At 71.5% G+C, this 12,078-nt stretch carries 10 protein-coding genes; 4 read left to right on the forward strand and 6 right to left on the reverse strand.

Annotation, left to right across the window (positions count from 1 at the left end; genetic code table 11):
• Nucleotides 1-2: 2 nt before the first annotated feature.
• The 3 genes from ACBJ59_RS13690 to ACBJ59_RS13700 all read right to left on the reverse strand — a co-directional run bounded on the left by ACBJ59_RS13690 (nucleotide 3) and on the right by ACBJ59_RS13700 (nucleotide 5,377).
• Nucleotides 3-3,047, reverse strand: a complete 3,045-nt coding sequence (locus ACBJ59_RS13690; protein ID WP_375110516.1) for a BTAD domain-containing putative transcriptional regulator — start codon at nucleotides 3,045-3,047, stop codon at nucleotides 3-5.
• A gap of 257 nt (nucleotides 3,048-3,304) precedes the next feature.
• Nucleotides 3,305-3,949 carry a GNAT family N-acetyltransferase gene (locus ACBJ59_RS13695; protein ID WP_375110517.1) on the reverse strand — a complete coding sequence of 215 codons (645 nt, stop codon included), beginning with the start codon at nucleotides 3,947-3,949 and terminating at the stop codon, nucleotides 3,305-3,307.
• 141 nt (nucleotides 3,950-4,090) lie between these two features.
• The gene (locus tag ACBJ59_RS13700) at nucleotides 4,091-5,377 is read right to left on the reverse strand and encodes a pyridoxal phosphate-dependent aminotransferase (protein WP_375110518.1); all 1,287 of its coding nucleotides are present in this window, start codon (nucleotides 5,375-5,377) and stop codon (nucleotides 4,091-4,093) included.
• 79 nt (nucleotides 5,378-5,456) lie between these two features.
• Between ACBJ59_RS13700 and ACBJ59_RS13705 the strand changes: the two genes are divergently transcribed.
• The 3 genes from ACBJ59_RS13705 (at nucleotide 5,457) to ACBJ59_RS13715 (ending at nucleotide 8,243) form a co-directional block, all read left to right on the forward strand.
• Nucleotides 5,457-6,488: a LysR family transcriptional regulator gene (locus tag ACBJ59_RS13705; protein WP_375110520.1), complete on the forward strand. Its 1,032-nt coding sequence runs from the start codon at nucleotides 5,457-5,459 to the stop codon at nucleotides 6,486-6,488.
• Nucleotides 6,489-6,550: 62 nt separating this feature from the next.
• A complete protein-coding gene (locus ACBJ59_RS13710; RefSeq protein WP_375110522.1) occupies nucleotides 6,551-7,222 on the forward strand; it encodes a ribonuclease HII in 672 nt (223 codons plus the stop codon).
• 40 nt (nucleotides 7,223-7,262) lie between these two features.
• Nucleotides 7,263-8,243, forward strand: coding sequence for an LLM class flavin-dependent oxidoreductase (locus ACBJ59_RS13715; protein ID WP_375110523.1), 981 nt, complete (start codon nucleotides 7,263-7,265; stop codon nucleotides 8,241-8,243).
• Between the two features lie 36 nt (nucleotides 8,244-8,279).
• On the opposite strand, the gene ACBJ59_RS13720 is transcribed toward ACBJ59_RS13715, so the two are convergent.
• The 3 genes from ACBJ59_RS13720 to ACBJ59_RS13730 form a co-directional block, all read right to left on the reverse strand.
• Complete coding sequence (locus tag ACBJ59_RS13720; protein WP_375110524.1) at nucleotides 8,280-8,666, reverse strand: SCO5389 family protein; 387 nt, start codon at nucleotides 8,664-8,666, stop codon at nucleotides 8,280-8,282.
• Between the two features lie 86 nt (nucleotides 8,667-8,752).
• Entirely contained in the window at nucleotides 8,753-9,682 is a 930-nt protein-coding gene (locus ACBJ59_RS13725) for an ATP-binding protein (RefSeq protein WP_375110525.1), read from the reverse strand.
• A gap of 116 nt (nucleotides 9,683-9,798) precedes the next feature.
• Complete coding sequence (locus tag ACBJ59_RS13730) at nucleotides 9,799-11,178, reverse strand: LCP family protein (protein WP_375110527.1); 1,380 nt, start codon at nucleotides 11,176-11,178, stop codon at nucleotides 9,799-9,801.
• A 150-nt stretch (nucleotides 11,179-11,328) separates the two neighbouring features.
• Here ACBJ59_RS13730 and ACBJ59_RS13735 point away from each other — a divergent pair, with 150 nt between their 5' ends.
• Nucleotides 11,329-12,060 carry a class I SAM-dependent methyltransferase gene (locus ACBJ59_RS13735; protein ID WP_375110528.1) on the forward strand — a complete coding sequence of 244 codons (732 nt, stop codon included), beginning with the start codon at nucleotides 11,329-11,331 and terminating at the stop codon, nucleotides 12,058-12,060.
• Nucleotides 12,061-12,078 lie beyond the last annotated feature (18 nt).

Below are 12,078 nucleotides of genomic sequence, written 5' to 3' on the forward strand. Positions count from 1 at the left end.
ACTCAGGACTCGACGACGGACCCGGCGGCGTCACCGACGGGTTCGGCGGCGGGGATGCTGTCGAGCAGGACCTTGAGATCACCGGCCTCGGGGGCTCCGAGCCGGGAGAAGATCTCGAAGGCCCGGCGTAGGCAGTCGAGGCTCCTCGTCGTGCTGCCGAGTCCGCGCAGCGCCTTGCCGAGTACGGTGAGCGAGAGCGCCTCCCCGTAGGGGTGGCCGATCTCGCGGGAGACCGTCAGGGCCTCCTCGGCGTGGCGTACGGCGTCGGGATAGCGCTCGGCGGCGATGAACGTCTCGGCCAGCCTGGAGCACACCCGCTGCTCCCAGACCCGCTGCTTGCCGGCCCGGAAGAAGGCCAGGCACTCGGCGTGGTGGTGGACGGCCTCGGTGAGGCGGCCGACGCGGGACAGCACGATGCCCAGGTGATAGCGGGCCCGGGCGGTGCCGGCGCCGCTGCCGATCTCGGTGAAGATGGCCAGGCCCTTCTCCGCCGCCGCGATCGCGTCCTCGGGCCGGCTCAGCCCCAGGTGGTCGCGGGCCGAGTAGCTGAGGACCAGCGCCTCGCCGGCCGGCACGCCGTTCTCGCGGTAGAAGCGCATCGCCGCGTCGAACAGGGACAGCGCCTCGGTGTGGCGGCGCTGCCTGCCGACGACGACGGCCAGGGCGTTCAGCACCTCGCCGGTGACGATCTTCTCCTCGCGGGCCCGGGACAGCTCGTGCACGATCCTGAACTGCGCCTCGGCCTCCTTGAGCCGGTTGCCCGCGAACAGCACCCGGCCCAGCACGTAGCGGGCCCGCAGCTCGCCGGCCTGGTCGCCGATCTCCTGCGCCGACGCCAGCACGGCGCGGGTGCCGTGGTCGAACTCGCGCGTGTGCGTGCCCGACTCCAGCAGCGGCTCCATCGCGACCAGCAGGTCGGCGGCGGGCAGCAGCTGCTCCGCGGTACGCGCCGCCACGGCGGCCTGGTTGATGGTCGCGAACAGCGAGTCGCCCTCGGAGATCAGCCAGGCCACGGCCTCGTCGGCGGAGGTGAAGACGCGCCCGCTGCCGACCACCACGAGGTTGGCGGGGATCATGCTGCCCTCGTAGGCCAGCGTGTGCGCCGACTGGGCGGAGGCCAGGTAGAAGCCGAGCAGGCGACGCAGCGCCATCGTACGGGCCTGGGGGCGCTCGCCCTTCTCCAGCGCGCGCCGGGCGAACAGCTTGAGCAGGTCGTGGAAGCGGTAGCGGCCGGGCGCGGGGGCCTCCAGGAGGCTGGCGTCCACGAGGGACTCCAGCACCTCCTCGGCCTCGAACGCGCTCATCGACAGCACGGCGGCCGCGGCGCCGGAGGAGATGTCGGGGCCGTTGGGCAGGGAGAGCAGCCGGAAGGCGCGAGCCTGGAGGGAGGTGAGCTGCCCGTACCCGAGCGCGAACGTGGCCTCCACGGCCAGGTTGCCCACGCGCAGCTCGTCGAGGCGGCGCTGCTCGTCGGCCAGCCGGGGCACCAGCGAGGCCACGGTCCAGGAGGGCCGCGCGGCCAGCCTGGCGGCCACGATCCGCACGGCCAGCGGCAGGAACCCGCACGCGGCCACCACGTCCATGGCGGCCCCGTGCTCGGCCGAGACCCGCTCGGCCCCGGCCACCGCGGCGAACAGCTGCAGCGCCTCGCCCGGCTCCATCACGTCCAGGTCGATGAGCCGGGCCGAGGGCAGGTCGGCCAGCTTGCCGCGGCTGGTGACGATGGCCGCGCAGCCGGGGGAGCCGGGCAGCAGCGGGCTGACCTGCTCGGCGTCCCGGGCGTTGTCCAGCAGGACGAGGATGCGGCGTTCGGCGAGGATGGAGCGGTAGAGGGCGGAACGTTCCGCGAGCCCGTCGGGGATGACGTCCGGCGGGATGCCGAGCGCGCGCAGGAAGCCGCCGAGCGCCGACTCGGGCGCGGTCGCCTCGTCGGTGTAGCCGCGCAGGTCGGCGTAGAGCTGGCCGTCGGGGAAGACGTCGTCGACCAGATGGGCCACGTGCACGGCCAGCGCGGTCTTGCCGACGCCGCCGATGCCGGAGATGGCCGCCACCGGCACGCCCTCGGGGGCCGACCGCGGCTGGGCGGACGAGTGGCCCGACAGCAGCGTGCGCAGGCGTACCGCGATCTCCTTGCGGCCGGTGAAGTCGGTGACGGCGGCCGGGAGCTGCGCGGGGCGCGGCAGCTCCAGCGCCGGCGGCTGCTCCTCGGCCGCCGCGGGCTCGTCCTCCTGGGGTGCTTCCGTGTCGGCCTGCGCGGGGGCGGCCAGCGTGGGGTCGGCGGCCAGGATGCGCTGGTGCAGGGCGGTCAGCTCGGGCCCGGGCTCAATGCCCAGCTCGTCGACGAGCGCCTCGCGGGTCTCGGTGAAGACGTTGAGCGCGTCACCCTGCCGGCCGCAGCGGTAGTAGGCCAGCATGAGCTGGGCGCGCAGCCGCTCGCGCAGCGGGTGGTCGGCCGTCAGCGCGATCAGCTCGGAGACGATCCTGGCGTGGTTGCCGAGCTCCAGGTCCACGTCCATGAGCGTCTCGATGACGCTGATGCGCCGCTCGATCAGCCGGTCGCGCTGGTGCTCGGAGTAGGGGCCGACGGTGCCGGCCAGCGGCTCGCCCTCGAACAGCGCCAGCGCGGCCCGCAGGGCCCGGGCGGCGTCGGCGAGCCTGCCGGCCTTGCGCGCGGCCTCGGCCTGGTGGATGCCGCGTTCGAAGCGGGTCAGGTCGAGCGCGTCGTCCGGCAGCCGCAGCGCGTAGCCCCTGCCGATGGAGGTGAGCAGCTCGGGGCGGGAGCGCGCGGGCCGGTCGGGCTCCAGCACGGTGCGGAGCCTGGAGACGTACGTGCGCAGCGCGCCCAGGGCCCGCGGCGGCGCGTCCTCTCCCCAGACCGCGTCGATCATCTCGTTGGGGGTGACCGCGTGGCCTTCCCGAAGGAGCAGCATGCCGAGAATGGAACGCTGCAGCGGGGTGCCCAGGTCGAGCTCCTGGCCATCGCGCCACGCGCGGACAGGACCGAGCACGGCGAACCGCAGCCCGCCCTCAACGCTCTGACCAGCCATGCCGTCTGTCTCCAAGCCAATGGAATGATTTGTTACCAAATGATAGATCCATCGTCGCTCGTCACCTAGATGCAGACTGATCGTTAACCGAGCCGTTGATCCGCCTTTGATCAGGTGTTGAGTCCGCCCTTGGATGCTGGGCGTGTCGCCAGGCGTGACACACATCGCGGGGGCGTGTGTCATGTAGAGCGAATCGAGGCAGGAAAAAATACCGGCCCCGCCCGGTGAATTCGGGCGGGGCCGTGGTGGACGGGTTCTCAGGCTGCCTCGACCAATCCCAGCCGCATGGTCAGACGCTCGCGTACGAGCGGCCATTCGGAGTTCAGGATCGAGTAGAAGGCGGTATCTCGGACCGTGTTGTCGGCGCCTCGGCTGTCCGCTCGCCGCACCCCGTCGAAGTGTGCGCCGAGGGCCTCGATGGCGGCCCGGGATCTGGTGTTGCGTACGTCTGCCTTGAGGGTGATGCGGTGGACGTTCCAGGTCTCGAAGGCGAGCGAGAGCATGAGGAACTTGCTCTCCCGGTTGACACCTGTGCCCTGGGCGCTGGCGCCCAGCCAGGTGTAACCGATGTCGGCCACGGACGGAATGTCGCCCACCGCGCCGCGTGTACCCGGAGGCCAGGGCATGGGGCCCTGCCAATACTCCAGGTGCATGAGACGGGTGGCACCGACCACGCGGTCGGTGTGCAGCCACCGGATGGCGAAGGGCAATGTGCGGCCCTCCGCCTGCTCAGCCATGGCGGCCTCCACGTAGGAGACAACCTCGTCCCGGCCATGCGGGACGCGAGTGAAGCCGTAAGTGGAACGGTCTTCATCCGCTGCGGCGACCAGGTCATCGACCGCCGCGAGGCTGAGAGGTTCCAGGCGCACGAGGCGCCCGGACAGGGTGACAAGAGCGGGCATGAGCACATGATGGGGGGTGCGTGGCGTGCACGTAACCAGGCAGTTGGGCCCATCTTCCCGACCGATTCGCGGCCGTGGTGTTTCCGCAGGTCGAAGGCCCCTTTTGGGGGATGGTAAACCCGCTCTTGGGAAGAAATTCGCCTAACCGTGACATGGCGCCGGGACGAGCGCGGGATGCCGTTCGCGCACCGCGCCGTGCCGGACCAATGACAGTTCTTTCAGGCCCATCGAGAGCTGGTCGAGATTGGCCGCGATCCACGGGAGCTGGAGGGGATCCGGGCTGCTCAGAGCGGCCAGCCGCTCCTCGGCGGTGTCGCCGTAGAGCAGGCTCACCGCGACCCGCACCCTGGCGGCCGAGGGGTCGTCGCCGAAGGCGTGTCCGGGCAGGACTCCGATGCCGTGCTCCTCCAGCAGGATCTTGGTGATCTCGGCGGAGCCGCCGAGCCTCAGGTGGCTCAGGTCGGGATAGAGGTAGAAGCCGCCCTGCGGGACGGGCACGCGGGCCCCGATCTCCGCGAACCTCTCGTGTACGGCCCGCGCCACCACGCCGTGCAGCCGGCGGCTGCGCACGATGCGGTCGGTCAGCTCGGCGGGATCGCCGAAGGCGTAGGCCGCGGCCTCCTGGACGGGCGCCGCGGGCGCCGACCAGATCTCGCTGGCCACCGCGAGCAGGCGCCTGCGCAGCGCGTGCCCGTTGGCGGGCAGCCTGGCCACGCCGATCCGCCAGCCGCCCAGCGCCAGGCTCTTGCTCAGCCCGGTGGTGATGATCGTGCGCTCGGGCGCGAGGTCGGCCGGAGAGGTGTACGGCAGGGCCGGGTCGTGGAGGAGATCACGGTAGATCTCGTCGGAGATGATCGTCAGGTCGAGCTCGCGGGCGACCTCCACCAGGCGGGCGACGGTCGCCGGCGTGGCCAGCCGTCCCGTCGGGTTGTCGGGCAGGGTGACCAGCACCGAGGTGACCGTCCTGCCGTGCGCCCTGGCACGGCGTACTTCGGCGGCGACGCGATCGGGGTCGGGCACTCCGCCCTCTCCTGGCGGTGCGGGCACCAGGATAGGACGCGAGCCGACCAGATCGGCCTGCGCGGCGTAGCTGACCCAGCTGGGCATGGGCAGGACGATGTCCCCGCCGATCGCCAGGAGCAGGCCGTACAGCAGTGACTTGCTGCCCGGTCCGCAGACGACCAGCTCGGGGTCGGTGGCGAGCCCCCGTCGTGTCCAGTAGCCCGCCGCCGCGGCCCGCAGCCCGGACGCCCCCGCGACCGGCCCGTAGCCGTTGCGCTCTGACGCGGCGGCCAGCTTGTCGCGCAGCGCCGGGTGGACGGGCAGACCGGCCTCGCCGAAGGCCAGGTGCAGCACACGTTCCCCGGCGCGTCGTCTTCGTTCGATGTCCTCGTTGGCCGCCAAGGTGGCGGACAGGGTTACGGTCATGTTTGTCACGTTCCCAGGGTGGTTGGATGAAGGCATCAGCACAAGCGAGGCTTTTTGTGGGTAGGCATAAGGAATTCCGATGCTCGAATTGCGGCGTTTGGTCCTGATCTGCGAGTTCGCCAGAAAGGGAAGTATCGCGGCGACCGCGGAGTCGCTCGGGTACAGTCCCTCGGCCGTCTCGCAACAACTGGTCGCGCTCGAACGCGAGACCGGAACGGCCCTGATCGACCGGACGGCGCGCAGCGCCGAGCTGACCGACGCGGGGCGCCGGCTCGTCATGCACGCCGAGCGCATCCTGTCGATGGTGGAGGAGGCCGAGTCCGACCTGTCGGCGCACGCCGGCACCCCTTCAGGACGGGTCGTGGTGACCGCCTTCCCGACGGCGGCGGTGGCGTTCGCGCCGGCGCTCGCGCGCTCGCTGCGCCGCCACACCGAGCTGACGCTCCGCCTGGGGCAGAGCAGGTCGGGGCGGGGCATGCGCGAGGTGCAGTCGGGCGAGGTGGACATCGCGCTCGTGGACGACTGGTACGGGCGGGTGCGCGACAGCGAGAGCCTGCGCGTCTTCCCCCTGCTCAGCGATCCCCTCGTGCTGGTGGTGCCGCGCAAGCACCGCCTGGCCGATCCCGAGGTGCCTCTGGACCTGCGGGAGCTGCGGGACGAGCCGTGGATGGCCACACCCGACGGCGAGCCCTCCCGGCTGGCGGTGGACCGCCTGCTGGTGGACGTGGGTGGCACCCGGCCGACTCCGTGGGAGTTCGAGGGGCTGGGGACCATCCTGTCGCTGGTCGCCAAGGGCATCGGCATAGCCGCCGTCCCCGCGCTGGCACTGGCCGCCGGGGTGCGGGGGCTGGCCGTCAGGCAGTTCCCCGGCAACCCGGTGGGGCGCGAGGTACACGCCGTGGCGCGCGGATCCAGCGTGCACCGGCCGTCGGTGTCCGTGACGCTGCGCGCCATCCACGTGGCCGCCCGCTACATCGCGGCCGACCTGGAGCCGGTGAGCCCGGCGGAGCCGTCGCGGGACGGCAGGCCGGACGACCTGCTCGATGAGCCGGGCGAGGACGAGCCGGTGCGGTCGGCGGGCAACGTGGTGGGGCGGTCGTTCGGCGAGTGACGTGATGGGATGGTCGTCCGGCGGGCACGTGCTGGCCCGCCGACGCGATAACGTCTGCGCCTATGGCGCCGACGTACGACATCGAGCACCTCCTGCTCTCCCAGCCCAGCGTCCGCACGGTCGCGGGCGTCGACGAGGTGGGCCGCGGCGCGTGGGCCGGGCCGGTCACGGTGTGTGCGGTGGTCACCGATCTGTCCGAGCCGCCGCCGGGGCTGACCGACTCCAAGCAGGTCTCCGAGGTCAAGCGCGCGCCGCTGGCCGCGGAGCTGTCCACGTGGGCGGCGGGTGTCGGCTTCGGCGAGGCCACGCACCAGGAGATCGACTCGCTGGGCATGACGGAGGCCCTGCGCAGGGCCGCGCGCCGGGCGCTGGAGTCGCTGCCGGTCCGGCCGGACGCGGTGATCCTGGACGGCAAGCATGACTACATCGGTGCCCCCTGGCCGGTGCGCCTGGAGGTCAAGGGAGACGCGGCGAGCATCTCGGTCGCCGCGGCGTCCGTCCTGGCCAAGGTGCGGCGTGATGCGTACATGGCGACGATCGGCTGCGAGGAGTACGGCTTCGCGGAGAACGCCGGCTATCCCTCGCCCTCGCACCAGGAGGCGCTCGCCCGCCTGGGCCCCACAGCTCACCATCGGCTCTCGTGGTCATATCTGGATGACCTGCCACAGTGGCGGCATCTCAAACAACACCGTGATCCGCTCGTGGGCGAGGGGCAGGCAAGCCTCTTCGGCTGAACGGACCCGGGACGCCCAGGTCATCGGCCATCATCGACGGGTGCGCATCGGGGTCTTCATCATCGCGGCGCTGTTTCCCGGGCAGGAGCCGGGGCGGGTGCTCGCCGATTCGGTCGAACTGATCGTGGCGGCCGAGGAGGCCGGGTTCGACGACGCGTGGATCGCCGAGCACCACTTCATGTCGTACGGCGTGTGCCCGTCCGCCACGACGCTGGCCGCGGTCGCCGTCGGCCGGACCTCCCGGATCGGGCTGGGCACGGCCGTGAGCGTGTTGTCCACCCACCACCCCGTGGCCCTGGCCGAACAGGCGGCCATGCTGCACCACCTGTCCGGCGGGCGGTTCACGCTGGGCGTGGGCCGGGGCGGGCCGTGGGTGGACCTGGAGGTGTTCGGGACCGGGGTCGAGCGGTTCGAGCGGGGCTTCGGGGAGTCGCTCGACGTGCTGCTCGGCGCGCTGTCCGGCGGGCCGGTGGCGGCCGACGGGGAGTTCTTCCGGTTCAGGGAGGTCGCGATGGTGCCGCCCGCCCGGCTGCGGCCCGTGGTGGCGTGCACCTCGGAGGCCACCGTGGGGCTGGCGGCCGGGCGCGGGCTGCCGATGTTGCTCGGGATGCACGTCGGGGACGCCGAGAAGGCGGACCTGGTCGCCGGCTACGCCGCGCGCGGTGGCACGGCGAAGGGGCACGTCGCGGCGGCGGTCGGCCACGTGGCGGACTCGACGGCGCGGGCGGTGCGGGAGCTGAAGGCCTCGATGCCGGGGTGGCTCGGGCCGGGGCTGGCCGGCTACGTGCCGGTGGACGGGCGGCCGCGGGCGTCGCGGGACGTTCCGGGATATGTGGATCTGCTGACCCGGATCCATCCGGTGGGCTCGGCCGGGCACTGCGCGGAGACGCTGCTGCGTACGTCGGAGGCCACCGGGATCGAGCACTTCATCCTGATGGTCGAGGGGCTGGGGGAGCACCGGCGGACGCTGGAGAACATCCGGCGGTTCGGGGCCGAGGTGCTGCCGCTGCTGGCGAGGTGACCGGCGGGCCGGTGCCCCGGCCCGCCGGACGTGGGGTCAGCAGTCCACCAGCTCCGGGCTCTGGTTGAGGAGCTGGGCCCTCGGGGTGACGAAGTCGGCCAGGGCCTTCGTCGCCGTCGGGTCGAAGACGGCCACCCGGTGGCAGTTCTGGAAGGCCAGGCGCACTCCATAGTGGCGCTCGAGCGCGCCACGCATCGAGTCGCTCGCCAGGCACCTCAGGAGCTGGCCGCGGGCCTCCTCGGACGGCGGCGGCACGTGGTTGTCGGCGAACTCGGCCCCGGTGTGCTCACGCTGCTTGACCAGCTCGCTGATCAGCGACCACGCGTAGGGAAGCGAGTCGCGGACGCAGGCGAGGAACGCCGCGTCGTCCACGTCACCGGCTTTTGCCTGGTCGAGCAGATCGTTCGGAACGGTCAGCGACATGCTGTCTCCTCTCGAAGGGGGGTCAAATCTGACGCTAGGTCGCAAAAGGGAAACGCTCCAGAGTCCCGGCGGGGACACTCATGTGATCAGGGGCCATAGACGAAGCCGGGGTCCACCTGCTCGGCCAGGTCGGCGCCGGTCCGCTCGTTGGCCCACGCCCGCGCGTTGCGCAGGTGGAACTCCACGGTCTGGCGGCCGAAGCGGGCCCAGTCCTTGACCTGCTCGTCGAGGGTCTTGCGGAGCACCGTGAGCGCGTCGGCGTTGACCGGCTCCAGGTCGTCCAGCGTGAAATGACGGCCCTGCTCCATGGCGCGGACGACGGCCGAGTGCTCCATCCAGGTGAGCAGGTCGTCGCCGACGTGCTCGCGCAGGAAGTCGACGTCGGACTGGCCGTGCACCTTGTTGCCGATCACGGCGAGGGCGACGTCGTACTTGGCGGCGTACTCGCGGTATTGCCGGTAGACGCTCACGCCCTGCCTGGTCGGCTCGGCGACGAGGAAGGTCAGGTCGAAGCGGGTGAACAGGCCGGAGGCGAAGGAGTCGGCGCCCGCGGTCATGTCGACCACGACGTATTCGCCCGCGCCGTCGATCAGGTGGTTGAGCAGCAGCTCCACCGCGCCGACCTTCGAGTGGTAGCAGGCCACGCCGAGGTCGTCCTCGCTGAACGGGCCCGTGGCCAGCAGGCGCAGGCCGTCGGGGGTGGTCACGGCGTAGGGGTCGGCGGCCAGGTCCTGGAAGCTCAGCAGCGTGGAGCCGCGGCCGGGCGGGGTCGTCTTGACCATGGTCTCGGCGGAGATGATGCGGGGGTTGGTGCCGCGCAGGCGGTCCTTGATCTCGGTCAGGTGGGCTCCGAGGGGCTCCGGCTGCCGGTCGAGGCCGAGCACGAGAGCCAGGTGCTGGTTGATGTCGGCGTCGATGGCGACCACCGGGCCGCCCTGGCCGGCCACGTGCCTGGCGAACAGGGCCGACATGGTGGTCTTGCCGCTGCCGCCCTTTCCGACGAACGCCACTCTCACTGCCTACTCCAGGTGAGGATGAAAATCGTTTCCGTTGGACGATCACCATCATGCCACAGCGGGTGTGCCGGGGAGGGAAATCGGCAGCAAGAGGCCGCGAACTGTCGCGGTGGGGGTCATCCGCAGGTGGAGTCGAGGCTGACCGGGGTGTCGGTGCTCTCGGTCGCGGACGGGGCGTGCGCGGCGGCGGTCTTCGTCGAGGCGGAGTCCTCGTCCAGGGCCTCGCGGACCTTGCGGCGGATGAGGTACCAGTCGGGGTCGGAGGTGCTGATCAGCGGCGGCACGAAGCTGAGGCTGCGCATCTTGGCGTCCTTCACCTTCTGCGACAGGTCCACGACGGCCGGCAGGAGGTCCTGGGGCAGGTCCGTGGAGATGGCCCGCTTCGTGGCGGCGGCCAGGCGCTCGAAGCTGTTGAGCACGGTCATCGGGTCGGCCTGCTTGGCGACCGCGTTGAGCAGGCACTTCTGGCGTCCCATGCGGACGTAGTCGTCGCTGTCGGTGCGGGAGCGGCCGTACCAGAGGGCGTCCTCGCCGGTCAGCTTGCGGGTGCCCGCGGGGAGGAGGCCCTCGCGGTGCTTGCCGTACACGATGGGCTCCTTGATGGTGATCCGTACGCCGCCCATGGCGTCGACGATCTCCGCGAAGCCCTTCATGTCGACCATGGCGTAGTAGTCCACCGGGATGCCGAGGATGTCGCTGATCGTCTGCTTGAGCAGGGTCGAGCCGCGTTTGCCCTTGTGCACGCCGGGCACCAGCTCCGGGTGGTCCTCGGCATACTGGAAGACCTCGTTGAGCAGGCCCGGGGTGTCGGGGCCGCTGCCGGTGAAGCCCCAGGGGAAGGCGTCCCTGGCCGGGCCGGCGGGCAGCTGGACCTGCTGGAGGTTGCGCGGCAGGCCGAACAGGACGGTGGCGCCGGTCTCGACGTCCACGCTGGCCACGGTCATGCTGTCGGTGCGCACGCCGGGCCGGCCGGGTGCGGAGTCGCCGCCGAGGAGCAGGAAGTTCACCCGGTCGGCACCGCTCCAGGGGTCCTGGGCCATGATGGGCGCGGTGCCGCTGTTGCCGGCGAACAGGGTGTGCACGACGTCGCGCGACAGGTACGCGAGCCTGGTGGCGTACGCCGTGGGGGCCAGGATGAGCGCGCAGAGGGCGACGGCCAGGGTGGTGGACAGGAAGCGGCCGACGGTGTCGGAACGCGGGGGGCGGACGAGGAGGAAGGACCAGATGATCACGCCGGTCCAGGCCAGCGCGATCACCACCAGCGCGACGGTGAGCACGATGAGCCAGCTGGGCTGGACGGCCAGGGACAGCAGGTTGGCGCTGAAGGCGGTGAACACGGTCAGCACCGCGGCCAGCATCAGCACATAGGCCACCATGAGCGCCAGGCCGGTCTTGCGGCGCTCGGCGGCCAGGTGCGCGACTCCCCACAACACGGTCGAGGCCAGGGTCAGTGCGATGCCCGCGCCGAGGCCGAATCGTCGCTCGTCTCCCGTCATGCCTGGTCAAACCCCCATTACGTATGCCTGATGGGCGTGTTGCGCCTGCCCATCCAAGTCACCCTAGTAATGCGTTGTGCGTGAGAGGCGGTACGAAGGGAATGGTTCGGTCAAATCCCCGTCAAGACCACCTTGAGATATAACGTGAATGTGAGCAAGCGACACGGTAGTTACGGGTTCGACACGCCATGGGCCCTGGCCGGTCTGCTCTTCGGAGCGATCGTGCTGCTGGGCCTGGCGGCGGTCTCGTTCGTGCTCGACGTCCTCGCCGCGGGCCTCGCCTTCCTCTTCGGCGGGCTCTACACGCTGGCCAGCGCGGCCAGCCACGTCTACACGACGCGGCGCGGCAGGTTCGCCGTCTGGGCCGAGGAGCTGCGCCGGCTGAGCGGCGACGAGCGGCTGCTCGACCTCGGCTGCGGCCGGGGAGCGGTGCTGCTGCTGGCGGCCGAGCGGCTGGAGCACGGGCGGGTGACCGGCGTCGACCTGTGGCGCTCCCGGGACAGGTCGGGCAACGAGGAGCCGGTGACCAGGGCGAACGCCGAGGCGGAAGGCGTGTCCGAGCGGGTGGAGCTGGTCACCGGCGACATGCGCGAGCTGCCCTTCGGCGACGACGCGTTCGACGTGGTCGTGTCGAGCCAGGCCATCCACGGCATCCCCGGCGCGGAGGGGCGCGAGCGGGCCGTGCGCGAGGCGCACCGCGTGCTGCGGCCCGGCGGGCTGATGCTGATCGCCGACTTCCGGCACACGTCCGCGTACGAGGACACGCTGCGCGAGCTCGGCGTGATCGACGTGCGGCGGCGGGACGCGGGCTGGCGGTTCTGGTACGGCGGTCCCTGGTCCGCCACCGGCATCCTGGAGGCCAGGAAGCCTGCCGCCCCGTAACGTTTGCCGATCTCTCGC

Source organism: Nonomuraea sp. MTCD27 (assembly GCF_041950495.1).
In the GTDB taxonomy this organism is placed as follows: domain Bacteria; phylum Actinomycetota; class Actinomycetes; order Streptosporangiales; family Streptosporangiaceae; genus Nonomuraea.

What these genes read in the sequence shown, in the direction of transcription:
- ACBJ59_RS13690 (WP_375110516.1), bottom strand. Translation starts at nt 3,047, where the DNA reads ATGGCTGGTCAGAGCGTTGAGGGCGGGCTGCGGTTCGCCGTGCTCGGT.
- ACBJ59_RS13695 (WP_375110517.1), bottom strand. Translation starts at nt 3,949, where the DNA reads ATGCCCGCTCTTGTCACCCTGTCCGGGCGCCTCGTGCGCCTGGAACCT.
- ACBJ59_RS13700 (WP_375110518.1), bottom strand. Translation starts at nt 5,377, where the DNA reads ATGACCGTAACCCTGTCCGCCACCTTGGCGGCCAACGAGGACATCGAA.
- ACBJ59_RS13705 (WP_375110520.1), top strand. Translation starts at nt 5,457, where the DNA reads ATGCTCGAATTGCGGCGTTTGGTCCTGATCTGCGAGTTCGCCAGAAAG.
- ACBJ59_RS13710 (WP_375110522.1), top strand. Translation starts at nt 6,551, where the DNA reads ATGGCGCCGACGTACGACATCGAGCACCTCCTGCTCTCCCAGCCCAGC.
- ACBJ59_RS13720 (WP_375110524.1), bottom strand. Translation starts at nt 8,666, where the DNA reads ATGTCGCTGACCGTTCCGAACGATCTGCTCGACCAGGCAAAAGCCGGT.
- ACBJ59_RS13730 (WP_375110527.1), bottom strand. Translation starts at nt 11,178, where the DNA reads ATGACGGGAGACGAGCGACGATTCGGCCTCGGCGCGGGCATCGCACTG.